Genomic DNA, 24,072 nt, shown 5'->3' on the forward strand with positions numbered 1-24,072 from the left:
AGGAAAAGGGCGTATCCATTTATTTGGATGCGCCCTTTTATATTTTTAAAATTGAAATAATATTTATCTCATTGGGTGATATTCCCATGCTATAATCATTGTTAACTAAACTGATTTGGCGGTGACATCTTTGTATCCCAAAATTAATGAATATCTATACCTACAGGTTGCTTCCAGTGACGCTGCTGAAGCAGAAGTTGAATATAGATCGAGAATTGCAGAGACAGAGGACGACGCGTTCCTGATTGAAATTCCTATGCAGGAGAGCAATGGTCATCTGAAACGACTTTTTATGGGGGACGAGCTTTCGGTTTATTTTATAACTGAGGGTGGCATTAAAAATTACTTTAATACTCATGTTCTCGGATTTAAAGAAGATGTAATTCGTATGGTACGTATACAAAAACCAGAGGCAGATTCGATTTTCAAAATTCAGAGACGAAGCTTTTTTCGAGTGAATGCAGATCTTGAATTAGCTGTGAAGGATAGCTTTGGTAAAAGATTCCTTGTACGTACAGATGATATCGGTGGTGGAGGAACGTCTTTCTTGGTGGATAACCAAGTGAAGCTCGAAGTCGGAACGAAATTATCCTGCTGGGTTCTAGTGCCATATCGAAATGGTAGTATTGAGCATGTGGACTTTGAAGGTGAAGTGGTTCGGATTAAAAAGCTTGAGAATGGGCGTCAATTGGCCATGTTGAAATTTGTGGCTATTACGGATAATGAACGTCAGAAAATAATACGTTACTGCTTTGAACGTCAGTTTGATTTCCGCAACCGATAGGCATTTTTCTAAGCTCTATTAAGCCTTCTGATTTTGCACTGAAGTATAAACTGTGGTATAATTTTATAAGTCGCAGGCAATGCCTGCTTTTTTCTTGATATCATCAAGCATATCTATTCGTATGTGCTTATTGATATTGCAACGAACTTGACATCGCTAGATGCTTTTCTTATGAAAGAGTGTTTGAGGAGGAATGCCCCGTTGGATAGGCAGGGTACACATACTTACGACAGAATTAACGTCGCCATCGACGGACCTGCCGGGGCAGGCAAGAGTACTGTAGCCCGATTGGTAGCCCAGAAGCTGTCTTATATTTATGTCGATACAGGCGCAATGTACCGGGCAATCACCTGGTATATGATCCGAGAAGGCATAGAACCGGAAGATCAGAATCAAGTGAACCAGAACGTTCGCGACATGGTTATTGAGCTTATTCCGGAAAAAGACATTCAGAAGGTGCTGATTAATGGGGAAGACGTAACGCCGCATATTCGGAGTCTTCAGGTTAGCGGCCTTGTGTCGCAGTATTCGAAGATCGAAGGTGTAAGGTCCAGACTTAGTCATTTGCAGCGTCAGATGGCGCTTCGCAAAGGCGTTGTAATGGATGGCCGCGATATCGGTACGACCGTGCTGCCCGATGCCGAAGTAAAGATTTTTATGACGGCAAGTGTGGAAGAAAGAGCTCTCCGTCGTTATAAGGAATTGAGAGACGCGGAATCGGTGACACTTCAGCAGCTTGAACATGATATTGCACAGCGAGATCGTCTGGATGAAGGACGGGAGATTTCACCGCTGCGCCGTGCGGAAGATGCAATTCTTCTGGACACGACCTTTATGGATATCGATCAAGTCGTTGAGACCATTGTATCCCATTGCAGATCTCATGTTGACGGGGAGAGAAATCATTTATGATTTATGTATTTTGCCGAGGATTGCTTCGCTTGATTTACGCAATTGTTTTCCCGCTTAAGATTGTGGGGGAAGAGAATGTGCCAAAGGAGGGCGGGGTGCTGCTCTGTGCCAACCATATTAGTTTGCTAGATCCGATGACTATTGGGATTAAGCTAGACCGTCAGGTAAAGTATATGGCTAAGGCAGAACTTTTTGAGGTTCCTGTGCTTGGCTGGCTCATTAACAAATTGGGTGCTTTCCCGGTCAAACGTGGTGGCGTAAGCAAAGAATCCATTAAAACGGCCCTTAACACACTTCGTAGTGGTAATGTCATGGGTATCTTCCCGGAGGGTACGCGTAACTCAGACGCCGGAGTTGCCAAGAAAGGTGCTGCAAGCTTCGCACTTCGAAGTGGTGCTGCAGTTGTTCCAGCCGCTATTGTCGGTGAGTACAAACCCTTTCGACGGATGGTTGTTGTCTATGGGGCTCCTATAGATCTCAGTCAATTTGCCGGTGCAGGAAGTGAGTCTCTCGAGGCTGTTACCGATGTCATTATGGAACGCATCAACGAGATGAAGAAGTCGGGTATACCAACTGTTAGTTAAGGGATAAACGAAATGCAAATTTCGTCTGGTGCTACGATTAAATAACGGCATAGTCGCTATTTTTTGGAACATACTATCATCAAGTGTAATTTGTAATACCAAGCAGTGCTTGTTTTGAACTCTGCTATACGCAGGTTTAAATAAATGGGGTTTTGAATCGAGGAGGCTAATCACATGTCTGAAGAAATTAAGAATCAGGAAGCTACGGAGAGTAATGAAACCGTAGAAGCGGTGGAATCCGCTGTGACAGAAAATAACGGAGCTGTAGAAGAAGTTGCTGCCGTTAACGAAGAAGAAGTGACTAACCAAGCTGACTTGGAAATCATTTCTTTGAAAAAAGGCGATACCGTGAAAGGAACAATCGTCAAAATCGAAGATAACCAAGCTTATGTAAGCATTGGATATAAATACGACGGCGTGATTCCGATTCGCGAATTGTCCGCAGTACAACTGGACAACGCTGCTGCAGCGGTAGAAGTTGGACAGGAAGTAGAATGTAAAGTGGTTAGCATCAACGACAACAAGGAAAGCCTTGTTCTTTCCAAACGTGCTGTTGATAGCGAAAAATCATGGGAAGATCTTGAGAAGTACTTTGCTTCCCAAGAAGCTTTCGAAGTTACTGTTGCTGACGTTGTTAAAGGCGGTCTAGTAGCTGATGTTGGAGCGCGTGGATTTATTCCAGCTTCCATGGTTGAGCGTCACTTCGTTGAAGATTTCAGCGATTACAAAGGCCGTACCCTGCGTGTTAAAGTGAAAGAACTTGACCGCGAAAATAGCAAAGTAATCCTCTCTGCGAAAGAAGTCCTTGAAGAAGAGTTCGAAGCCAACAAGCTCAAAATTATGGCTGAACTGTCTGAAGGTCAAATCATTGAAGGTACTGTACAACGTCTAACCCAATTCGGCGCATTTGTTGATGTTGGCGGAGTTGATGGTCTTGTACACGTATCCGAAATCGCATGGAATCACGTAGAGAAACCTTCTGATGTAGTTTCCGAAGGTGATAAAGTACGTGTTAAAGTACTTAAGGTTGATCCTGAAAAAGGAAAAATCAGCTTGAGTATCAAAGCTGCTGCTCCAGGTCCTTGGGACTCTGCTGCTGGCGAAATCAATATCGGTGATGTTGTAACAGGCGTTGTAAAACGTCTTGTAAACTTCGGAGCATTCGTTGAATTGCTTCCAGGAGTGGAAGGCCTTGTGCACATTTCGCAAATCTCCCACAAACACATTGCTACTCCACACGAAGTATTGAAAGAAGGACAAGAAGTTCAAGTGAAAGTATTGGACTTCAATCCATCCGAGAAACGTGTTAGCCTGAGTATCAAAGAAACAGAAGAAGCTCCAGCACCTACTGCTAGACCTGAACGCAGCAACAGCAGAGACAGAGCTCCTAAAGAAGTATTGAACAACCCTAACGTTTCTCTGAGCAACGAAGGCCTTAGCTTTACACTTGCTGAACGTTTTGGTGACAAGTTGGACAAATTCAAAGGTAATAACTAATTCTGCTTTTTGAATATACGGGTAAAGTAATCGGCGAGCCCTCGATACGGGGGGTCGCCGATTCTCTTTTTCCGGTAACAGAAAGATTTATTGGAGCTAACATGAGTGTTAGCCAATTTTAATGTTTTTTGCTATGATGAGTATCGTAAGGATGACAGGAGGAATGAATATGGCAAGACCCGTTGTGGCAATCGTTGGGAGGCCTAACGTCGGGAAATCGACGATTTTTAATCGGCTGATTGGCGATAGATTAGCCATTGTAGAAGATAAACCGGGGATTACACGTGACCGGATTTATGGTATTTCAGATTGGAATGGTAAGTCGTTCAGTGTGATTGATACCGGAGGTATTGAAATTGATGGAGATGACTCGATTCTGAAATCAATCCGCGTTCAAGCGGAGCTGGCGATTGAAGAAGCAGATGTTATTGTATTTATGTGTGAGGCGAAGAGTGGTGTGACGAATTCAGATGAAGAGGTAGCTCAGATTCTATTCCGTTCAGGTAAACCGATCGTTCTTGCCATCAATAAAGTGGATAATATGAAGCGTGCAGATGATATTTATGAGTTCTATAGCCTTGGCTTTGGAGATCCAATTGGTATTTCCGGTAGTCACGGTACAGGACTCGGCGACTTATTGGACGCTGTAGTAGAACGTCTGCCAGAGAAAATAGATGATGAATATGATGACGATGTCATTCGTGTAGCTTTGATTGGCCGGCCGAATGTAGGTAAATCATCTCTGGTCAATGCAATTCTGGGTGAAGAACGTGTTATCGTTAGTGATATTGCAGGCACTACTCGGGATGCTATTGATACACCGTTTGAACGTGATGGGCAACGTTATGTGCTTATCGATACTGCAGGTATGCGCAAAAAAGGTAAAGTATATGAGAACATTGAGAAATACAGTGTTATGCGTGCTATGCGTGCGATTGAACGGGCTGATGTGGTCCTCGTTGTAATTAACGGCGAAGAGGGCATCATCGATCAGGACAAGCATATTGCTGGTTATGCACATGAAGCTGGTAAGGCATCTATTTTTGTTGTTAACAAATGGGATGCTATTGAGAAAGACGACAAGACTATGCAAAACTTCGAGACTAAGATTCGTGACCATTTCTTGTTTATGAGTTACGCACCTGTGGTCTTCTTGTCGGCTTTAACTAAACAACGCCTACAAAAACTGCTTCCTGTGGTGCAACACGTATCTCAACAGCATGCACTGCGCATTACTACGCATCTGGTGAACGATGTTGTATCGGATGCCATTGCGATTAACCCTCCTCCAACTGACAAAGGCCGTCGCTTACGTATTAACTACGTAACGCAGGTTGCGGTGAAGCCGCCGACGATCGTGGTGTTCGTGAATGACCCATCGCTGATGCACTTCTCCTATGAACGTTACTTGGAGAATAAAATCCGTGCGGCGTTTAATTTCGAGGGAACGCCAATCCGTCTCTTTACACGGCGTAAATCCGAAAACGAAGGTTAGGGGAGAAGAAGTGTGGCGCTTGAACTTCTGGTTATCGTTGTAAGCTATTTGCTTGGTTCTGTCAGCTTTAGTGTGCTGTTCGCCAAGCTACTAAAGGGAATTGATATCCGTCAATATGGAAGCGGCAATGCAGGGGCTACCAATACATTACGTGTACTGGGGAAAGGCCCTGCGATATCCGTGCTAGTGCTGGATGTACTGAAGGGTGTTGCCGCTGTTTGGTTAGGAACTTGGGTAGGTGGCTGGGGAACCTGGGTTGCTGCTCTATGCGGAATCGCTGCCATTGTCGGACACAACTGGCCGCTTTACTTTCGTTTCCGTGGGGGAAAGGGCATCGCTACTACGATCGGCGTTATGGCCACATTGTGTTTATGGCCAGCGCTGCTCGCCGGTGTCATCGCCATAGGATCTATCTTTATCACTCGTTACGTGTCACTTGGCTCGTTAATATTTGTCGCGCTGACACCGGTCTTTCTATTGTTGACAGGATTTACTCAGCCTGTGCTCTGGACCAGTATTATCATCGCGGTTTTTGCCTTCTGGCGACACCGGACGAATATTGTTAAGATTGTAGAGGGCCGTGAGAACAAGATAGGCTCAAAAGTAAAAGGAGGGAATCGTGTTGTCTGATAAAGTAACCGTACTAGTAGCGGGGAGCTGGGGAACTGCGCTAGCGAGTGTGCTGGCTGCTAATCACTCGGAAGTTTATCTGTGGACACGTAACTCTGATCAAGCTGCCGAGATCAATGGTTCTCATATCAATAATAAGTATTTACCGGGGATTTCTCTGCCCGCAAACATCATTGCAACCACCGATATGGAGACCGCAGTTTCCGGTTCCAAAGCGGTTGTTATTGTGGCCCCATCTTCAGGTATGCGGCAGGTTGCTCGCAGTCTGAAGCCGTTCTGGAAGGATGAAATGCTGTGCGTTCATGCTACGAAGGGCTTTGAGACTGAAAGCAAGAAACGGATGTCCATCGTTATTGCTGAGGAGCTCGGCTGTGACGAAGGGCAGATCGTTGTTCTCTCCGGACCGAGTCATGCGGAGGAAGTAGTGCGTCTGTGTCCTACTACGGTTGTTGTGGCTTCACCTGATGATAAGCGTACCGCTGAAGCACAGGAATTGTTCATTAACAACGATTTTCGTGTGTATACGAACCGCGATCAGGTAGGGGTAGAGCTCGCTGGTGCACTAAAGAATATTATTGCACTCGGTGCAGGTCTATCCGATGGTCTTGGATTTGGGGATAATGCTAAAGCAGCGCTTCTGACACGTGGACTGGCCGAGATTTCTCGGGTGGGAGTCGAGCTTGGAGCGAATCCTTTGACCTTTGCAGGGCTTGCAGGTATTGGTGATCTTGTAGTGACTGCTACGAGCCAGCATAGCCGTAACTGGCGCGCAGGCTTTATGCTCGGGCAAGGGAAACCATTGGATGAGGTGCTGGAGTCGATGGGAATGGTTGTCGAAGGTATTCGTACCACAGAGGCAGCTTATGCCATTTCCATTAAGCTAGGTGTCCAGATGCCTATTACAGATCAAATTTATCATGTGCTTTTTAAAGGTAGAAGTCCTCGTAGTGCTGTCGAAGCTCTGATGGGCCGTGATCGTAAACCTGAGCTTGAGGCAATATCTCAGGAAACTTGGGAGCAATGGCATTCCTGATCCTGTTCACCTTTTTCCGCAAATTCTCATATGTTGTATTGGGGATTGACGGAGGAGGGATGAAAAGTGAGCAGAGATTTTTCCAAGGATGCATTGAACGCCATTAACAAAAAGGCGGGCAAGAACATTACGGAAAGTGCCGTCAAAAAGCTAGCCAGTACGGTCAAGCCAGGAACTACGCAGAATGAAGCCCAGCTCCGCCAGTTAATTAAGCAGGTGTCATCGATGGCGAAAGTGCCGGTCAGTGAAGCTACTGTGCAGGAAATTATCAATGCCGTTAAAAAAGGCGGCGCAGGTTCCAGCACAATGGAGTCTTTAATGAAAATGATGCTTAAAAAATAGCTTTATGTTGGGTGAGCAAAAGAAAACGGATCAATTATAGATTCCGTCGTCTTTTGCTTTTTTTTATATTCATGATAATTCTGAAGAAGCGTAATTTACTTAAAATAATACATAAAAAATGATGTTTTTTTACAGAAAAGGATAAGGTCATGATATAATAGACCCTAATAAATTACAGGCGAATGGGGGCTTTGACCATGGATCCGATGACAAAAATGTGGTTATCCCTGATTGCGATGCTGATTATGGGATTATCAGTATTTCTTATAACTTTTGCTCGGAGCAAAACGAAGGGATTGCTTAAGGCTTTACTGTCTATACTTGCTTTTGTCATCATGTTAGTGGGCCTATTGGGCGGAGTTGTTTCAATTATGTAAGCAGTTACATAGGGTTGAGAAAGGAAGTAACATCATGAAATCGCAAAATGGAGTTACCGTTGTATTTCAACCAGGAGGTCGTAAAGCTGTGGTGAATCGTGGTATCTCGTTACTGGAGGCAGCTCGTAAAGCCGGAGTAACGATAACCACTCGCTGTGGAGGAAAAGCAGGCTGTCTGATGTGCAAGGTTAAAATTGCGAATGATGAGGCCTCAGCTGTGAGACCTCCTGGGGATATTGAACGGCGTAAGCTTGGAACTGCACTTGAAGAAGGAGTGCGTCTGGCCTGTCAGGCAGCCGTATGGAGCGATGTGACCGTACAAGTACCAGAAGATCCACTTAAGGCTGCTGTACGCCGTAAGCTTGAAGCTGCGCGGCGTGGGGAAGAAGATGAGCTGTGGTAGAGGTAGAATGTCACCGTGGGAGGGACTCGGTTGGAGTTTAATCGAAGAAAGAAGAAACTAAAGGCAGGAGCAAGACTTTTTCTAGTAGTGGTGTCGATCGCTCTTACGCTTTCGGGTTGTCTATATCCTGGAGAAGAGAAGCGAGCTAGCGTTAATTATCGAGAAAGTGTTAAGCGGATACAATCAGCCGTTGATGATTTTCAACAGGAGGAAGGTGTGCTTCCGATCCTTAACGCGGATGAAACTACTCCAAGATATGAGAAGTTCCGTATAGACCTGGGCAAGCTGAACAATAAGGGATATTTGGATGATATTCCGGCTACGGCTTTTGAACAAGGCGGAAGCGCTTATTTTCTTATTTTGAATGAGGAAAGCGATCCAGTTGTTAAGGTAATGGACCTTGTTACTGTTCAAAAGGTAAATAATGTGCAGCGTCAGATTAATCGTTATAAATCAGCTCATGAGGGCTCTTTGCCCGTGCTTGATGAGCTATATCCTGGACTTTACACCATTGACCATAAGAAGGCAGGAACAAGCTCCATATCATTAACTAGCGTTTATTCCGGTCAGGTTCTTGATTTCATTATGGATAAGGCTGGAACGGTCTACGTAGATTATGTCTTTGATATTATGGCTGCCATCGATAAGAATGGTGGAGAACATGACGAGAAAAAAGATTTGCGACTAGATCTGGAGGAAGCTTCATATTACGTTCCCGTGAAGTCTTTGCCGTATCTATGGATTAACAACCAGCCGATTCCGCAGCCCCCAAGTTAAAGTTTAAGTTTAAGAGCGTCTAAGCTTCGGTTTTATCCGAGGAATTAGGCGTTTTTTTGTTGTTTTAATAGAAAATTATGGAGCAGGGCTTAACAAAAAGCTTAATTGTCTTATATAAAACGCAGATGGAATTAAGGTTGAGTTTCATAGCACTGAAATAGCTTTTGGTAAGATAATGGTAGTCATGATGCCAGCAAAAGGTGCTTTCATGGTATACGATGAAACGGGAGCCCTAGTGAAATAGTGAATAGAATGAAAGCACTCTAAGCTCCCAAATATTCTTAAATTTCCTCATACAAATCCACTAAAATAGTTCTATCAATGAATCCTACCTCATAAGATGGATGAGTAAGCTTCCGGGCGTCAGACGCCTTGCGGCGCGCACACTTAAGTTTTTTGAAATAACATTGCAAAATGCGCGATTACGGGTCATAAATTCGTTCCGGATACATATGATGATACTAGTCCAAATGCATGTCCGAGCATTCGGAGTTTAGCGCGGGGCAAGTACGTCCCGGTCGAAAGCAGCTAGGCTTCGGGCGGGCATACGATAAGTCCGGTTGATGTCCTGCAAGGGTCAGATTACCGGCGGAACGCGAAGTCGATGCTCTTCAGGCATTTTTTCTTCGGAGTAATATGAGGAGGGGATCTCTTTTGGAAAAAGTGGATATTTTCAAGGACATTGCCGAGCGTACCGGCGGAGACATTTATCTTGGCGTCGTCGGCGCGGTTCGCACGGGGAAATCGACATTTATCAAGCGCTTCATGGAAACAATTGTACTGCCTAACATCACGAATGAGGCAGATCGGGTAAGAGCTGTGGATGAGCTTCCGCAAAGCGCAGCAGGCAAAACAATTATGACCACTGAACCTAAGTTCGTGCCTAACAACGCAGTCCAAATCAAGGTTGCGGAAGGGCTTGAGGTTAACGTTCGACTGGTAGACTGTGTGGGTTACGCTGTAGAAGGCGCTAAAGGCTACGAGGATGAGAATGGACCGCGAATGATCTCTACACCTTGGTTTGAGGAGCCAATTCCTTTTCAGGAAGCGGCAGAGATCGGGACCCGTAAGGTCATCCAGGAGCATTCAACGCTTGGTGTTGTAGTAACAACAGATGGTACGATTGCAGAAATTCCGCGGAACTCGTACGTGGACTCTGAAGAGCGCGTCATTGCGGAGCTGAAGGAAGTGGGTAAGCCATTTGTGCTGGTCATTAACTCGACTCGGCCACGCAGTGAGGAAGCACAGCAGCTCCGCAACGAGCTAGCCATCAAATACGATATCCCTGTCATGACGCTCAGCGCGGCAAACATGACTGAAGAGGATGTAACCGGTGTACTGCGTGAGGTATTGTACGAATTCCCTGTTCATGAAGTGAATGTGAACTTGCCAAGCTGGGTCATGGTGCTTGGAGAGAATCACTGGCTGCGTAGTAGCTATGAGAACTCCGTTCGCGATACGGTAAAAGACATTCGCCGCTTGCGGGATGTCGACCGCCTCGTATCTCAGTTCACAGAGTATGATTTTATCGATAAAGCTGGCCTAAGTGGTATGAACATGGGTCAGGGTGTAGCAGAGATCGATCTGTATGCCCCAGAAGAGCTGTATGATCAAGTTCTGATGGAGGTAGTAGGGGTTGAGATCCGAGGTAAGGATCACTTGCTACAGCTGATGCAGGAATTCTCACATGCGAAAAGGGAGTATGACCGTTTCTCGGAAGCTTTAGAAATGGTCAAGACTACCGGTTACGGTATTGCTGCTCCTTCGTTAGCTGAAATGGCTCTAGATGAACCAGAGCTGATTCGTCAAGGCTCTCGCTTCGGGGTTCGCTTAAAGGCCACCGCACCATCTATTCACATGATTCGTGTTGATGTTGAATCTGAGTTCTCACCTATCATTGGTACAGAGAAACAAAGCGAAGAGTTGGTTCGTTATCTGATGCAGGATTTCGAGAACGACCCGATCAAGATTTGGGAATCCGATATTTTTGGGCGCTCCTTGCACTCCATTGTGAGGGAAGGTATTCAAGGCAAGATCGCGATGATGCCGGATAATGCGCGCTACAAATTGCAAGAAACGCTTGGTCGGATCATCAATGAAGGCTCAGGCGGACTTATTGCAATTATTCTCTAACATAATTTAAGCGGATTGGAAGAGTGGGAGAGATCCCACTCTTTTTATGCGTAAAAATAACGAAACTTGATTCCTAGTTCCTATAATAACGGTGAATATGACTCAATTTTTCTTCTGAAAAGAAGAATTACCCTGGTCTTATAGGTCTATAAAATTAGATGGGAGTTGGATGTTTATGCAAGCGTAGATGATAATTTCTACTCCTTTTTTGTCTAACTGCTTGAATTTATGGATGGGCTGTATTACTATAAGTTTGTTGCGCTTCAAGGTCTATGGGCGCCAGTGTTCAGTAATAAACGGGATTATCACGTATATTTTACGTTTAAACGGAAACAGTGTATGATACCGGAAATTTACTCAGGGAGGTGAGAAAACATGAATAAATCTGATTTGATCAATGTAGTTACAGAAGCAACTGAACTTCCCAAGAAGGATGCTACTAAAGCTGTAGATGCGGTTTTCGAAGCAATTACAGAAGCGCTGCAAAGCGGTGACAAAGTACAACTGGTTGGATTCGGAAACTTTGAAGTGCGCGAACGTTCCGCACGTAAAGGCCGTAACCCACAAACTGGTGAAGAAATCGAAATTCCTGCAAGCAAGGTACCGGCATTTAAACCTGGTAAGGCGCTGAAAGACGGAATCAAATAAAGATTTCTACATATCAATCCCATAGTCTTTTTAAGTAACAACTATGCCGCCCTCCAAGGCGGCATTTGTTTTTTGGAATAGCATGGGCTGTACATTAGGTTTAGAGGAGGATCAGCGATGACGGATAAAAATACGAGCGAAAATCCGCTTCCAACAGGTAGCGACTATATTGTGGTTAAGGCCAAAGAGAATGGCGTTCAAGTCATTGGGCTAACTAGAGGTACGGATACACGCTTTCATCATACAGAGAAGCTAGACAAGGGTGAGGTGTTGATTGCCCAATTTACTGATCATACCTCAGCTATGAAAATCCGCGGTAAAGCTGAAATTTTAACGAAACATGGACAATTGGAAAGTGAAAGCTGAAAAGCAGGCATAGCCTGCTTTTTTTCAAAATATAGTAAGGGTGAATGATCATATCCACAAAAAAAGTGGGTACTATGGATAGGGGGCGTGTCCATGAACAAAGCCTGGTTGGTCGGTGCCGTATTACTCTTGACTGCGACCTCTGCTATTATTTTGCCGAAATTGGCAGACTTAGACTCATCCGTACAGCAGAGAAATGGGACAGTAGAGACTTTTACTGGTAGCCGTAACACAGTGCTTGACAATGACAATCTTGTTGATGTTCTGGGCGTACTTCCGTTGACCTTATCCATAGATAGCGTAGGCTGGGAAGATCATGTTCTGTCACTAGACCTGAAATTAAGCGGGAACGATCATGAACCTGAGGAACTCTATCAAAATATGGCTCAGGCCATTTCCTTTGCTATTCAAGAAACCTCGAATGTGGATCAGCTTCTACTTCGCATTGTGGTAGAAGATAAATGGCTTGGTAGCCGCCGACTGCTGTTAGCTGGGGATATCAGACGTTCTGAGTGGTCTTATGCACTGCAAGATGAACTTCAGTCTGCTGGTAATTTCCCTATATCGGATCGTCTCAAAACGGGCTTCCGCATTAGTGAAACCGAGCTCTGGAAGAAACAGTTCATTTATCCTTGAATGGATTAAAAGAAACTCAGGCGTACCACAGTGCGTGACAAAAAAACATGTGATATAATAGACAAGATTGTGAACAAACGAATTATTATTATGTCAATGGCTTCGGAGGCTGAAATGAAACCGTACTGCATACCGCAACTGGCTAAACCCTACACAGACTACGACATGATTCAGAAGCATACGGAATTGCCACCGTTTTCTGATGGCCGGGGTCATTTGTTATATATTTTTCTAAATCACGCTTCTTCTGCAAAAGGAAGTGCCGGAGAGTTGTACACGCTTGTGACAGCGCTTGTTCAACTAGGTCTGGACACGCATGAGGTCATTGACCGTTCGAATGATAGACGGGGTGGAGACCCAATGCGTTCCCGTCAATTGAAGGTACTAGCTGGTGATTACTTCAGTAGCTGGTTTTACCATTTGCTTGCAAAGAGTGATCAGATCGAGATGATTGGAATCTTGAGTAAAGCGATTGCAGATTTCAATGTCTTGAAAGCGAATCTCTACGTGAAGATGAGAGGCATACGCCTTTCCGCTGAACAATACTTGCGGCACATGGTACAGCTGAATATGCGGCTGTTCCTTTCTTTTACGCCTATGATTGAGAACTCCTTAGTGGAGCTGTGGGAGAAACTGCTGGCAGAATTCAGTCAGTGTGAGACCGTTGCTCTTGAGCTTCTCCGTAGTGATGATCCTGCAAATGCAGGGAACGGCTATTGCTACTGGAAGATGATGGAGACTGCGACGGAGGAAGAACGCAAGCAGCTTCAAGACCTGAACCTTGATCAGAAGGAATGGAAGATGCTGAAAATGAAATATAAATGTGATTCGCAACTGACGGACAAGCTACATCAATCGCTTCAGTCTATTCAGGGACTATTGCAAAGCGTTAAAGACGAGAGTTTGCTTAGAGAGCTAGAGATCGCGCTGGATCGTTTTCTCCTGCAGATGAAGGTCTCAGGACAAGCAGCCGTGGAGGGTTAATGGATGACTATGGAAAAAACGACAACTGCTGTGGGTGACAACAGCAAACCAAAAGAGCAGTTTGTGCATTCCGTATTTGAGAGTATTGCTGGAAAATACGATTTGATGAATGACATCCTAAGCTTTCGCCGCCACAAGGCATGGCGTAAATTCACGATGAAGAAGATGGGCATGAAGCGCGGGGATTCAGCCGTTGACCTGTGTTGTGGAACCTGTGATTGGAGCATCGCTTTGGCGGAAGCCTCGCAGACTGGCAATGTGATCGGACTGGATTTTAGCGCAGGTATGCTTGAAGTAGGACGCCGTAAGGTTGAAGACCGCAAGCTTCAGAACCGTATTTCGCTGGTGCAAGGCAATGCTATGGAGCTGCCTTTTGAAGACAATGCATTTGATTATGCAACGATTGGATTTGGACTACGCAATGTGCCAGATCCTGTTCAAGTGCTTAACGAAATGAAGCGGGTAGTAAAACCTGGTGGAATGATTGTATGTTTGGAGCTATCCAAGCCGATGAAACAGCCGTTTAAAGGTGTATATTTCTTTTATTTCCAGCGTGTACTTCCACTTCTTGGTAAGTTATTCGCGAAAAGGTACGAGCAATACAAATGGCTGCCAGAATCACTGGCCATGTTCCCTGACCGGGAGCAGCTAGCTACTATTTTCCGTGAAACCGGACTTCAAAAAGTGGAATCCTTCCCCTTGACCGGAGGCATCGCGGCATTACATATTGGGCTCAAGGAGAACGGGAATGTTTAAGAAAATCGGTATCTTTTTACAAATGATTAAGTTTGAACATACGGTATTTGCTTTACCCTTTGCCTTTATGGGTGCTTTACTGGGATCCGTTGTCATGAATGATAGTCTCCCATCCTGGAGCCAAATTGGCTGGATTGTAATCGCCATGTTTGGAGCACGCAGTGCAGCTATGGGATTGAACCGATTGATAGACCGAATTAGTGATGCAAAGAATCCACGCACAGCCGGAAGGGCGATTCCTGCAGGGTTACTTAAGATCGGTGAAGTTGTCATTTTTATAGGCATTTCGTTTTTCTTGCTCTTTTGGGCAGCCTTTAAATTGAATTCTTTGTCAGCTAAGCTGTTACCTATCGCTGTATTCCTTCTTGTTATTTATTCATTCACTAAGCGCTTTACATGGGCATGCCATCTTATCCTCGGCCTCACCATTGCGCTTGCACCGCTAGGCGGCTGGGTAGCTGTGACCGGAAGTGTGAATTGGACTTCAATGGTATTTTACTTCACAATAGTATTTTGGACTGCTGGTTTTGATGTTATATACTCTTGTCAGGATGTTGAATTTGATCTTAAAGAAGGCTTAAAGTCCATTCCAGTGCGGTTTGGGGTCCAGGGCGCTCTCGTTATTGCCCGTGTGTTTCACATTCTTACGGCAATTGGATTCGTATCGCTGCTGTTTTTGACGGATTTAAGCTGGTGGTATGTGGCAGGTATGATTCTCGCATATATTATTCTCTTTTATGAGCATTATATTGTATCTCCGAGTGATCTCAGTCGTTTGCAGACCGCTTTTTTCACTATGAACGGCGTGCTAAGCATCGTAGTGTTCTCTTTCACTTTGATTGACTTGGTGGTGCACTTCAAAAAATGACGCTTACGAAACCGAAAAACTTCGTGGTTGGAATTACAGGGGCAAGCGGTGCTATTTATGGTATTCGTCTGATCGAAACGTTACTATCGCTGGGCTACTCCGTACATTTGGTAGTAAGTAATGCGGGCTGGCGCGTTTTTAAAGAAGAACTAGGTTATATCGCATCAGACCGGGAAGGCTTTTTGAACGAAAAGTTCAAGGGCTATCCCGGTTCTCTACTTTATCATCCTGTCGCTGATATCGGCGCATCTATCGCAAGTGGTTCCTTTCGCGTGGAAGGTATGATTATTATGCCTTGTTCCATGGGAACATTGTCTGCGGTTGCTAATGGAACCTCCGACAATCTGATGACTCGTGCTGCTGATGTTATGCTTAAGGAAGGACGTCCACTGGTCCTTGTTCCTCGTGAGACACCTCTGCACGCTATTCATCTTGAGAATATGTTGAAGCTGTCCCGTCTGGGGGTTCGGATCATTCCGGCAATGCCGGCGTTTTACTTTGGGCCGCAAAGTATGGATGATCTGATTAATTTCATGGTGGGTAAAGTGCTTGACAGCTTTAATATTGAACATCAATTATTTCGCAGATGGGGGGATTGAAAAGATGGAAAATAACAGCCACACCATCATAGGCAAAATCAGCTATACCAACTCATGGCCGGTATTTCACAATTTTCATCCCTCTGCACTGAAATATCCTGCAGAGATGGTGAGTGAAGTACCTGCCATTCTTAATCAGGGGATGAGTCGTGGAACGATTCATGTAGGTGCGTTATCCTCTTTTGCGTATGCTGAAGCAAGTGATAAGTTATTGCTGTTACCTGATTTATCGGTAAGTGCGGACGGTCCTGTGAGATCAATATTTCTTTTTTCTCGGGTACCTCTTGCACAAATAGGTACCGGTACGATTGCTGTTACGAACACTTCTGCAACATCGGTTAACTTGCTGAAAATTTTAATGGAAAAAGCTTTTGGCAATAAACCAGAATATATTAGCGCTAATCCTGATTTGGATGCCATGATGCATCAAGCAGATGCCTGTTTATTAATTGGTGATCATGCTATTAAGGCCTCATGGCAGGACCAAGGTTATATCGTTACGGATCTGGCGGAGCTTTGGAAAGAATGGACGGGCTTAGGGATGACCTTTGCGGTCTGGGCAGTGAATCGAAAGGCTGCGAAGGACAAACCGGAAGCCATTGCGGAGATTGCAGAAGCTTTTGCTGAGAGTAAACTGCGGGGAGTAAGTGATTTAGATCCTATAGTACTTGCAGCCTGTTCGACAATTGGAGGAACTAAGTCTTATTGGGAAGGGTACTTTCGCAATTTAAGCTATGATTTTGGAGAAAGGCAGCAGAAAGGTCTGAACCTCTATTTCCGCTATGCCTATGAGATGGGCCTGCTGCCGCAGGCAGTGAAGATGGAGATTTGGAGTCATAAACTGTTGACACGGGTGAAGGAATGAAACGACTGCAAATATTCGGATTACTGAACAGAGACATGGATCAGATTGAAAAAGAGTTGTACCGTAGCGTACAGGGTGATGACGACCTACTAACCGAAACTTCTCTGCATCTATTAAAAGCTGGCGGTAAAAGATTGCGCCCCGTATTTGTCTTGATGGGTGGAAAATTTGGTAAGTATGATCTTGAGAAGCTGAAGCGTGTGGCGATACCGCTAGAACTGATTCATAGCGCTTCACTAGTTCACGATGATGTCATCGACGATGCAGAACTGCGCCGAGGTGAACTCACTGTTAAGGCTAAATGGGGCGATAAAATTGCCATGTACACCGGTGACTACATATATGCGAAAGCACTGGTGATGACGACGGAGCTGAAGAATCCGCGAATTCATCAGATTTTATCCAAGGCTATGATTGAAATGTCGATAGGTGAGATGGAGCAGATTCGTGACTTCTTCAACAGTGAGCAGAGTGTACGTCATTACCTGCGCCGGATCCGCCGTAAAACAGCGCTGTTGATTGCAGTCAGTTGTGAGCTGGGTGCACTTGCTGCTGAAGCTGAACCTGAGGTGGCTCGTCTACTTTATAATTATGGTTATAATGTAGGCATGGCTTTTCAGATTCGAGATGATTTACTTGACCTCTCAGGTACCGAAAAGCAAATCGGTAAACCTCCGGGTAGTGATATGCGGCAGGGGAACATTACACTTCCTGTCATTTATAGTTTGGAGGATGAAAGATTGCGAGCTCCACTCCTTGAGGAGTTGAAGTCTATTCGCGAAGGACACAGCACAGTAGGACGTGCTATTGATCTCATTCTTTCTGGAGACGGAATTGCTCGTTCTGAGGAGCTGGCTTCGCGTTATATCGCGAAGGCACTTGCAGCACTAGAGCAGTTGCCTAACAACAAGACTAAGCGTAACCTGCGCGATATTGCCTTTTTTGTTACAGGAAGAGCTTATTAATGATTGAGTGATCTTAAAATTAAACGTTTCCAGAAAGCGCAGTTTCTGTTAAGATAGCGTCAAAACAACCCAACTAATGGGAAATTGGAGAGTGCCTCTATGGAAAAGACGTATCTGATGGTCAAACCGGATGGAGTACAACGTGGATTAATTGGGCGTATTGTTTCACGATTTGAAGATAAGGGCTTTAAGCTGGTCGCTGCAAAGCTGATTACAGTAAGTGAAGACCAAGCTAAAAGACATTATGCGGAGCATGCTGGTAAGGACTTTTTTTCAGAGCTGGTCTCTTTCATAACTTCAGGTCCAGTGTTTGCAATGGTATGGGAAGGTGATGATGTTGTAGCATTATCCCGTACGCTCATTGGTAAGACGAAGGTAGGAGAAGCCTTGCCAGGTACGATTCGAGGCGACTTTGCCAGCCATACACCGCTTAATTTAATTCATGGATCAGACTCGCCTGAAAGTGCAGAACGAGAAATTGCTAATTTCTTTACTCCAGATGAACTGAATCTGTATAACAAAGAGATCGCAGTTTGGATGTAGGAGCCAAGCGGGAGGCGGGGGATTGACATGTCTGATCGTAATGTTGCAGCATTAACAGCAGATTCAGATTACATCGGATTTATTCATCATGTTAAGCAAAGCACCGGAATAGATCTGGCTCAGTATAAAGAAGCGCAGATGAAGCGGCGTTTAACGACACTTCGTGTGAAGAATGGATATGATACCTTTAGTGATTTTTTTGCCGCAATGATGAAGGACAAGGAATTATTTTATGAATTTTTGGACCGAATGACGATTAATGTCTCCGAGTTTTGGCGGAATCCGAATCGGTGGGAAGTATTACGAGATATCATTCTACCTGACTTACAACAATCTGGTCGCAGATTGAAACTGTGGAGCGCTGCATGTTCCACTGGAGAAGAACCCTATACGCTGGCTATGATTTTATCGGATAAGAATGTATTAGGACAGACTGGCATTCTGGCTACGGATATTGACGACGGTGCGCTTTCCAAAGCAAAGCAAGGTCTGTATCTGGAACGTTCTTTAAAAGATGTGCCAAAGGATGTTGCCGCTCGTTATTTTAAACCCGAAGGTCATTTATTAAAAGTTAGTGACACGCTTAAGAAAAACATAGATTTCCGCAAACAGAACCTACTGCTGGACAAGTTCGACGAGGGTTTTGATCTTATTATTTGTCGCAATGTAATGATCTATTTTACTGAAGAGGCGAAGAATAAGCTCTATCATAAGTTCTCGGCTAGTTTACGTCCCGGTGGATATTTGTTTGTAGGTAGTACAGAGCAAATCTTCACGCCAGCGCAGTATGGTTTTGAATCGACGGAAACCTTTTTCTATCGAAAAAAATAAATACTTCTTGCTCCTTCGTCCGTAGACGGTTTGACGTATACTTTCGCTATAGTTCAGTGATACTGGTAGTAGAATCTGTAAGCTAAGTGAAAGGATCGTTAAACCGATGGACAAAAGCAAGGTCATTGCCGCGTATAAACGAGGCTTTATTACCGTTCGTGAGTGCTAGCAAATTCTCGGTGTGGAAGAAATGCAATTGAAGCGCCTTCTACAGCTTGAAGAGCGTAAGTCTACATTTCCTTCAACGAGTCAGCGGATCGGCAGCTAACAAGTGCTGGACCGAGCCGAGGAGCGCCATTTATACTCTTTAGAGTATGAATGGCGCTTTTTCTTTACACAAAAGCCAATTCATTTTGTCGCGAAGGGAGCCATTTTAGGAAGATCCCTTTCTTGTCAAAGAGGATTGCCTATACTATAATGAGCAAAGATCATTAGGATTTTAGCGGTTTACAGTTTAAAAGTATAAAAGGGGGAACGCAGCATGAGTTTGCGCTATTTAACAGCGGGGGAAACGCACGGCCCCCAGCTTACGGCCATTATTGAAGGATTGCCAAGTAATTTGACATTGGATTTTGAAGAGCTTAATTTTCAATTGCAGCGTCGGCAAAAGGGGTATGGACGCGGGCGTCGCATGCAGATTGAGAAAGATACGGCACAAATTGTAGGTGGAGTGCGTCATGGCTATACTACTGGTGCTCCCGTAGCATTGGTAGTAGAGAATAAAGACTGGACCCACTGGAAGAACATTATGAATATTGAGCCTATTCCTGGCAGTGACGAAGAAAAACGCCGTGTAAATCGGCCGCGTCCTGGCCATGCAGACCTGAATGGCGGATTGAAGTACAACCATACGGATCTTCGTAACGTTCTAGAACGCTCCAGTGCTCGCGAAACAGCAGCCAGAGTCGCATGTGGCGCTGTAGCCAGACAGCTGTTGGCAGCTTTTGGCGTGAAAGTAGCAGGTCAAGTTATACGCATCGGTGAAATTGAAGCGCCTGCTAACGATCTGCCAATTGAAGAGCTGATTGAGCGGACGGAACAGTCCTCTGTCAGAGTTGTCGATAAAGAAACGGAACAGAAGATGGAGGCTTACATAGATCAGATTAAGGAAGAGGGCGATTCCATCGGTGGAATCGTTGAATGTATCGTCGAAGGACTTCCTATCGGACTTGGTAGTTATGTACAGTCAGACCGGAAGCTTGACGGAGCAATCGCTGGGGCGGTAATGTCGATTAATGCATTCAAAGGCGTAGAAATTGGCATCGGGTTTGAAGCCGGAAAATTGCGTGGATCGCAAGTCCATGATGAAATTATGTATGAAGCTTCAAAAGGATACTACCGTGCAAGCAATCGCTTAGGTGGTTTTGAAGGCGGTATGACTAACGGAATGCCAGTTGTAGTTCGCGGTGTCATGAAGCCGATCCCTACCCTCTATAAACCGCTTCAAAGTGTGGATATCGACACGAAAGAACCGTTTACAGCGCAAGTTGAACGCTCCGACGCTTGTGCAGTTCCAGCGGCATGTGTTGTTCTGGAAAACGTAGTGGCATGGGAAATCGCAAAAGCTTTTCTTGATAAATTCGGTGGCGACTCACTGGAAGAAATTAAAGCGAACTATGAGAATTACCTATCACAGCTGGAGAGCTACTAATTATGCGTACAATTAATGTAGATTTAGGCGACCGCTCGTATCCTATTCTTATCGGTAGTGGATTACTAAAGGACATCGCCCATTATTGTGCTGAGGCTGGATTTTCGGAGCGTAGTCCACTGTTAGTAGTGAGTGATACTGAAGTAGCACCAAGGTATTTGCCGGCTCTTGAAGAAGCTCTGCGTTCTCATGGCTATACTGTAGTAAGTCACATTATGACGGCAGGTGAAGCCTCTAAATCATTAGCCGTGTATGAAGAAGTCATGACAACCGCAATTCAAGCAGGGCTAGATCGCAATTCAGCGGTTTTAGCTTTAGGCGGCGGCGTGGTTGGCGATTTAGCTGGATTTGTAGCGGCAACCTATATGCGTGGGATCGGATTTCTACAAATTCCGACGACGATCCTAGCTCATGATAGTAGTGTGGGTGGTAAGGTGGCAGTCAATCATCCATTAGCCAAAAATATGATTGGGGCTTTTTATCAGCCCTCAATGGTACTCTACGATTTGGATACACTACGTACTCTTCCAGCACGACAAGTTGCATCGGGTTTAGCTGAAGTGGTAAAGCACGGTCTCCTCGTGGACAAAGAATTCGCATATTGGTGTCGTGATCATGCCGAAGAGCTGCTAGATCTGAATGTCGAAGCCTTAGGTTATGCTTTAGAGAGAGGCTGTGCCATCAAGGCAGATGTAGTGGGGAATGATGAGCGTGAACATGGACTTCGAGCGATATTGAACCTTGGACATACGATCGGACATGCCATTGAAGCAGTTGGCGGGTATGGTGTGTTTCTGCACGGAGAAGCGATTGCGATTGGCATGGCGGGTTCAGCGCTATTGGCTGCGAAGCTTGGGCGGGATACTTCCATTTATGAGGATACTGTATCCATGCTGTCTGCGCTATCGCTGCCGGTACGCCTTCCTTCCGAGTATGATGAAGATGAACTGATGGACGCTATGATGCATGATAAGAAATTCAAGGAAGGCAAGATGACCTTTATCGTGCCTGATTCCATAGGCTCTGTAAGCATTGTTAACGATGTGCAGGAGTCGCTAGTGCGAGAAGTTCTCGCAGAGCTTAAGAAGGAGGAAAGACCGTGGTAAATCGAGGGATTCGCGGAGCAACAACCGTGACTAAGAACGAAGAGGCAGAGATTTTACGAGAGACCGTTATATTGCTGCGAGAAATCGTAGAACGCAATGATGTTATAGCTGAGAATATAAGCAATGTATGGATTACGATGACAAACGATCTGGATGCTACTTTTCCTGCAAGAGCTATTCGTGAGATTGAGGGCTGGGAAATGGTTCCACTCATGTGTTCAACGGAAATACCGGTTAAAGGAAGCTTACCTAAGTGTATCCGGTTGATGGTACAGATTAATACGGATAAATCGCAGCGTGAGATTCGCCACGTTTATCTGAATGAGGCTCAAAAGCTACGTCCTGATTTATCAGAGAGCAAGCCTTAAATTATAGTTGTGGGTTGTCAATGACCCTTGTCATCATGTATAGTGTAGTTAGCCGAGTATAGAAGAGTTTAGTTGAGTTGAGATGAGTATAGTTGAGCAGAGTGCAAGAAGTTTTTAGATTAGCATGTATTGTGTGAGCAGAGTCTTTATTTTGATATGCACTGAAGTCAGTTATTATCAGTGATGTATCTTATTTAGGGATAAGTCTGCAAACACTACATAAAGATGCTGATCCATGCTCAAAAACATATACTTACTAACACAAACCCTCTACTTTGGTAGGGGGTTTTTTTGTATTTCGGAACCATTCATATATCTAAGGGGGCATCTAACAATGACGAATCCAAGTGTTCAAGAGGTGGTAAAGCTGTCGCGGGATTATAATCTGATTCCTGTTGTAAAGCGACTGCTCGCGGATATGGAAACGCCTATCCGGTTATTCCAACGTTTCGCTGAACGTGATCGCGCGTTCTTACTTGAAAGTGTAGAGGGTGGCAAACAATGGGCACGGTATTCGTTCATCGGTAGCGATCCCTTCTTGATGATATCCGGGAAAAAGGGTGCTATTAACGTAGAAGTCGGCGGAGAGAAGAAGGAACTATACGGAAAGCCGATAGAAGAGTTAAAAGCATTACTCCGTTCATACCGTAGTCCAAAATTTGACGAAATGCCTCCATTTACTGGAGGGGCTATCGGATTTTTTGGATATGATTTGCTGCAATATTATGAGACGCTACCTCAACATCCTGTAGATGACCTTCAAATGGATGATATAAGATTTATGTTTTGTGATCGGATCATTGTCTTTGACCATGTGAAGCAACAGATTCTACTTGTTGGTAACCTGCATGTAAACGATGGAGATACAGATTCGGATATCAGATCCAATTATGAAACCCTGAGTCGTAAGCTGGAGGCTATGGCCGAAGATTTACAAAAAGAAGGTCCGAAGGAAAATGTGAATCGTCGCAGCATTCCGCAGGATATCGAGCTTGGTGAGATTCATTCTAATCTCACTAAAGAGCAGTACATCAGCAATGTAGAACAGGCGAAGGAATACATTCGCGCAGGCGATATTTTTCAAGTGGTGTTGTCACAGCGATTGCATATTGAAACGGAAGTTTCTCCACTACATGTATATCGGATGCTCAGAACACTTAACCCCTCTCCTTATATGTACTATTTGAAAATGGATGAGGAGATTATTGTTGGTACCTCACCGGAAGCGCTAGTAAAGGTGGATGGGGATCGTGTGGAGACACGACCGATTGCTGGAACAAGACCTAGGGGTGACAGTGAAGCATCGGATCGGGCGTTTGCTGCGGAGCTCTTGGAGGATGAAAAAGAACGTGCGGAGCACCTAATGCTTGTTGATCTGGGTCGTAATGATCTAGGGAGAGTATCCAAATTTGGTTCAGTAAAATGTGATTCCTTTATGGAGATAGAAAGATACTCCCATGTCATGCACATGGTATCGAATGTGTCAGGCACGCTCAGTGAGGATAAAGATTTCTTTGATGCATTCCTCTCCTGTCTGCCAGCCGGAACGGTTTCTGGGGCACCGAAGCTAAGAGCTATGGAGATTATAGCTGAGCTGGAAAGAGAAGCTCGAGGCGCTTATGCCGGAGCGATTGGATATTTAGGATTCTCGGGGAATATGGATTCTTGTATTACTATTCGTACGATCATCTTCCGTAAGGGCAGGGCATACGTACAGGCCGGAGCAGGAATCGTTTGGGACTCGGTTCCCGAGAAAGAGTATGAGGAGACTGTGAATAAAGCGAAGGGTATGCTGAAGGCTATTCGAATGGCAGAAGCTATGTTTCCATCCGAAGTGAAAGAGAAACAAGTCATCAACCAAGATTATATGTACAAATATACTCCTGAACAAGTGGTTTGATTTTTATAAAGTAACTCAT

The 24,072-nt window shown here is 44.8% G+C and carries 27 protein-coding genes; all 27 read left to right on the forward strand.

Going from position 1 to position 24,072, the window contains the following annotated elements; translation table 11 throughout:
• Window positions 1-130 precede the first annotated feature (130 nt).
• Window positions 131-784 (forward strand): flagellar brake protein, encoded by a 654-nt coding sequence (locus tag UQ64_RS06680; RefSeq protein WP_060622692.1) that lies wholly within the window; start codon window positions 131-133, stop codon window positions 782-784.
• Between the two features lie 201 nt (window positions 785-985).
• Complete coding sequence (gene cmk / locus UQ64_RS06685) at window positions 986-1,696, forward strand: (d)CMP kinase (RefSeq protein WP_425339571.1); 711 nt, start codon at window positions 986-988, stop codon at window positions 1,694-1,696.
• A complete protein-coding gene (locus tag UQ64_RS06690) occupies window positions 1,693-2,280 on the forward strand; it encodes a lysophospholipid acyltransferase family protein (RefSeq protein ID WP_042129595.1) in 588 nt (195 codons plus the stop codon). Before cmk ends, UQ64_RS06690 begins: the two co-directional genes overlap by 4 nt.
• A gap of 174 nt (window positions 2,281-2,454) precedes the next feature.
• Window positions 2,455-3,777: a 30S ribosomal protein S1 gene (gene rpsA / locus UQ64_RS06695; protein ID WP_170880310.1), complete on the forward strand. Its 1,323-nt coding sequence runs from the start codon at window positions 2,455-2,457 to the stop codon at window positions 3,775-3,777.
• 169 nt (window positions 3,778-3,946) lie between these two features.
• Window positions 3,947-5,272, forward strand: coding sequence for a ribosome biogenesis GTPase Der (der, locus tag UQ64_RS06700; protein ID WP_060622694.1), 1,326 nt, complete (start codon window positions 3,947-3,949; stop codon window positions 5,270-5,272).
• Between the two features lie 12 nt (window positions 5,273-5,284).
• The gene (gene plsY, locus UQ64_RS06705) at window positions 5,285-5,902 is read left to right on the forward strand and encodes a glycerol-3-phosphate 1-O-acyltransferase PlsY (protein ID WP_042129592.1); all 618 of its coding nucleotides are present in this window, start codon (window positions 5,285-5,287) and stop codon (window positions 5,900-5,902) included.
• Window positions 5,895-6,935: an NAD(P)H-dependent glycerol-3-phosphate dehydrogenase gene (locus UQ64_RS06710; RefSeq protein ID WP_060622695.1), complete on the forward strand. Its 1,041-nt coding sequence runs from the start codon at window positions 5,895-5,897 to the stop codon at window positions 6,933-6,935. The genes plsY and UQ64_RS06710 overlap by 8 nt, the downstream gene beginning before the upstream one ends.
• 66 nt (window positions 6,936-7,001) lie before the next feature.
• On the forward strand, window positions 7,002-7,277 hold the full coding sequence (locus tag UQ64_RS06715; RefSeq protein WP_038572437.1) for a stage VI sporulation protein F: 276 nt from the start codon (window positions 7,002-7,004) through the stop codon (window positions 7,275-7,277).
• A 197-nt stretch (window positions 7,278-7,474) separates the two neighbouring features.
• The gene (locus tag UQ64_RS06720; RefSeq protein ID WP_042129589.1) at window positions 7,475-7,654 is read left to right on the forward strand and encodes a DUF2768 family protein; all 180 of its coding nucleotides are present in this window, start codon (window positions 7,475-7,477) and stop codon (window positions 7,652-7,654) included.
• A gap of 34 nt (window positions 7,655-7,688) precedes the next feature.
• Complete coding sequence (locus tag UQ64_RS06725) at window positions 7,689-8,057, forward strand: 2Fe-2S iron-sulfur cluster-binding protein (protein WP_060622696.1); 369 nt, start codon at window positions 7,689-7,691, stop codon at window positions 8,055-8,057.
• 30 nt (window positions 8,058-8,087) lie between these two features.
• Window positions 8,088-8,834, forward strand: coding sequence for a hypothetical protein (locus UQ64_RS06730; RefSeq protein WP_060622697.1), 747 nt, complete (start codon window positions 8,088-8,090; stop codon window positions 8,832-8,834).
• Window positions 8,835-9,488: 654 nt separating this feature from the next.
• Window positions 9,489-10,967: a stage IV sporulation protein A gene (gene spoIVA / locus UQ64_RS06735; protein WP_060622698.1), complete on the forward strand. Its 1,479-nt coding sequence runs from the start codon at window positions 9,489-9,491 to the stop codon at window positions 10,965-10,967.
• Between the two features lie 375 nt (window positions 10,968-11,342).
• A complete protein-coding gene (locus tag UQ64_RS06740; RefSeq protein ID WP_036676223.1) occupies window positions 11,343-11,615 on the forward strand; it encodes an HU family DNA-binding protein in 273 nt (90 codons plus the stop codon).
• Between the two features lie 117 nt (window positions 11,616-11,732).
• Window positions 11,733-11,981 (forward strand): trp RNA-binding attenuation protein MtrB, encoded by a 249-nt coding sequence (gene mtrB, locus UQ64_RS06745; protein ID WP_042190204.1) that lies wholly within the window; start codon window positions 11,733-11,735, stop codon window positions 11,979-11,981.
• A gap of 93 nt (window positions 11,982-12,074) precedes the next feature.
• The gene (locus UQ64_RS06750) at window positions 12,075-12,617 is read left to right on the forward strand and encodes a hypothetical protein (protein ID WP_060622699.1); all 543 of its coding nucleotides are present in this window, start codon (window positions 12,075-12,077) and stop codon (window positions 12,615-12,617) included.
• A gap of 69 nt (window positions 12,618-12,686) precedes the next feature.
• Complete coding sequence (locus tag UQ64_RS06755; RefSeq protein ID WP_245237871.1) at window positions 12,687-13,601, forward strand: heptaprenyl diphosphate synthase component 1; 915 nt, start codon at window positions 12,687-12,689, stop codon at window positions 13,599-13,601.
• Window positions 13,602-13,604: 3 nt separating this feature from the next.
• Complete coding sequence (locus tag UQ64_RS06760; protein WP_156417472.1) at window positions 13,605-14,357, forward strand: demethylmenaquinone methyltransferase; 753 nt, start codon at window positions 13,605-13,607, stop codon at window positions 14,355-14,357.
• Window positions 14,350-15,225: a UbiA-like polyprenyltransferase gene (locus UQ64_RS06765; RefSeq protein WP_060622701.1), complete on the forward strand. Its 876-nt coding sequence runs from the start codon at window positions 14,350-14,352 to the stop codon at window positions 15,223-15,225. The genes UQ64_RS06760 and UQ64_RS06765 overlap by 8 nt, the downstream gene beginning before the upstream one ends.
• Window positions 15,222-15,824, forward strand: coding sequence for a UbiX family flavin prenyltransferase (locus tag UQ64_RS06770; protein ID WP_042190195.1), 603 nt, complete (start codon window positions 15,222-15,224; stop codon window positions 15,822-15,824). Before UQ64_RS06765 ends, UQ64_RS06770 begins: the two co-directional genes overlap by 4 nt.
• 4 nt (window positions 15,825-15,828) lie before the next feature.
• Window positions 15,829-16,689, forward strand: a complete 861-nt coding sequence (locus UQ64_RS06775; RefSeq protein WP_060622702.1) for a menaquinone biosynthetic enzyme MqnA/MqnD family protein — start codon at window positions 15,829-15,831, stop codon at window positions 16,687-16,689.
• Window positions 16,686-17,654 carry a polyprenyl synthetase family protein gene (locus UQ64_RS06780; protein WP_060622703.1) on the forward strand — a complete coding sequence of 323 codons (969 nt, stop codon included), beginning with the start codon at window positions 16,686-16,688 and terminating at the stop codon, window positions 17,652-17,654. The genes UQ64_RS06775 and UQ64_RS06780 overlap by 4 nt, the downstream gene beginning before the upstream one ends.
• 99 nt (window positions 17,655-17,753) lie before the next feature.
• Window positions 17,754-18,197, forward strand: coding sequence for a nucleoside-diphosphate kinase (gene ndk, locus UQ64_RS06785; protein WP_060622704.1), 444 nt, complete (start codon window positions 17,754-17,756; stop codon window positions 18,195-18,197).
• Between the two features lie 27 nt (window positions 18,198-18,224).
• A complete protein-coding gene (locus UQ64_RS06790; RefSeq protein WP_060622705.1) occupies window positions 18,225-19,028 on the forward strand; it encodes a CheR family methyltransferase in 804 nt (267 codons plus the stop codon).
• 481 nt (window positions 19,029-19,509) lie between these two features.
• Window positions 19,510-20,679: a chorismate synthase gene (gene aroC, locus UQ64_RS06795; RefSeq protein ID WP_060622706.1), complete on the forward strand. Its 1,170-nt coding sequence runs from the start codon at window positions 19,510-19,512 to the stop codon at window positions 20,677-20,679.
• A 2-nt stretch (window positions 20,680-20,681) separates the two neighbouring features.
• On the forward strand, window positions 20,682-21,785 hold the full coding sequence (gene aroB, locus UQ64_RS06800) for a 3-dehydroquinate synthase (protein ID WP_060622707.1): 1,104 nt from the start codon (window positions 20,682-20,684) through the stop codon (window positions 21,783-21,785).
• Window positions 21,779-22,153: a chorismate mutase gene (gene aroH, locus UQ64_RS06805; RefSeq protein WP_060622708.1), complete on the forward strand. Its 375-nt coding sequence runs from the start codon at window positions 21,779-21,781 to the stop codon at window positions 22,151-22,153. The genes aroB and aroH overlap by 7 nt, the downstream gene beginning before the upstream one ends.
• Window positions 22,154-22,487: 334 nt before the next feature.
• Window positions 22,488-24,053 (forward strand): anthranilate synthase component I, encoded by a 1,566-nt coding sequence (gene trpE, locus UQ64_RS06810; RefSeq protein WP_060622709.1) that lies wholly within the window; start codon window positions 22,488-22,490, stop codon window positions 24,051-24,053.
• Window positions 24,054-24,072: the final 19 nt, after the last annotated feature.

The sequence above is a fragment of the Paenibacillus etheri genome (assembly GCF_001012825.1).
Taxonomy (GTDB): Bacteria; Bacillota; Bacilli; order Paenibacillales; family Paenibacillaceae; genus Paenibacillus_AQ; species Paenibacillus_AQ etheri.

Bases quoted from the DNA above. Each gene is read 5' to 3' on its own strand.
- UQ64_RS06690 (WP_042129595.1), top strand. From the start codon at position 1,693: ATGATTTATGTATTTTGCCGAGGATTGCTTCGCTTGATTTACGCAATT.
- rpsA (WP_170880310.1), top strand. From the start codon at position 2,455: ATGTCTGAAGAAATTAAGAATCAGGAAGCTACGGAGAGTAATGAAACC.
- der (WP_060622694.1), top strand. From the start codon at position 3,947: ATGGCAAGACCCGTTGTGGCAATCGTTGGGAGGCCTAACGTCGGGAAA.
- UQ64_RS06720 (WP_042129589.1), top strand. From the start codon at position 7,475: ATGGATCCGATGACAAAAATGTGGTTATCCCTGATTGCGATGCTGATT.
- UQ64_RS06725 (WP_060622696.1), top strand. From the start codon at position 7,689: ATGAAATCGCAAAATGGAGTTACCGTTGTATTTCAACCAGGAGGTCGT.
- UQ64_RS06740 (WP_036676223.1), top strand. From the start codon at position 11,343: ATGAATAAATCTGATTTGATCAATGTAGTTACAGAAGCAACTGAACTT.
- mtrB (WP_042190204.1), top strand. From the start codon at position 11,733: ATGACGGATAAAAATACGAGCGAAAATCCGCTTCCAACAGGTAGCGAC.
- UQ64_RS06750 (WP_060622699.1), top strand. From the start codon at position 12,075: ATGAACAAAGCCTGGTTGGTCGGTGCCGTATTACTCTTGACTGCGACC.
- UQ64_RS06760 (WP_156417472.1), top strand. From the start codon at position 13,605: ATGACTATGGAAAAAACGACAACTGCTGTGGGTGACAACAGCAAACCA.
- UQ64_RS06765 (WP_060622701.1), top strand. From the start codon at position 14,350: ATGTTTAAGAAAATCGGTATCTTTTTACAAATGATTAAGTTTGAACAT.
- UQ64_RS06770 (WP_042190195.1), top strand. From the start codon at position 15,222: ATGACGCTTACGAAACCGAAAAACTTCGTGGTTGGAATTACAGGGGCA.
- UQ64_RS06775 (WP_060622702.1), top strand. From the start codon at position 15,829: ATGGAAAATAACAGCCACACCATCATAGGCAAAATCAGCTATACCAAC.
- UQ64_RS06780 (WP_060622703.1), top strand. From the start codon at position 16,686: ATGAAACGACTGCAAATATTCGGATTACTGAACAGAGACATGGATCAG.
- ndk (WP_060622704.1), top strand. From the start codon at position 17,754: ATGGAAAAGACGTATCTGATGGTCAAACCGGATGGAGTACAACGTGGA.
- UQ64_RS06790 (WP_060622705.1), top strand. From the start codon at position 18,225: ATGTCTGATCGTAATGTTGCAGCATTAACAGCAGATTCAGATTACATC.
- aroC (WP_060622706.1), top strand. From the start codon at position 19,510: ATGAGTTTGCGCTATTTAACAGCGGGGGAAACGCACGGCCCCCAGCTT.
- aroB (WP_060622707.1), top strand. From the start codon at position 20,682: ATGCGTACAATTAATGTAGATTTAGGCGACCGCTCGTATCCTATTCTT.
- trpE (WP_060622709.1), top strand. From the start codon at position 22,488: ATGACGAATCCAAGTGTTCAAGAGGTGGTAAAGCTGTCGCGGGATTAT.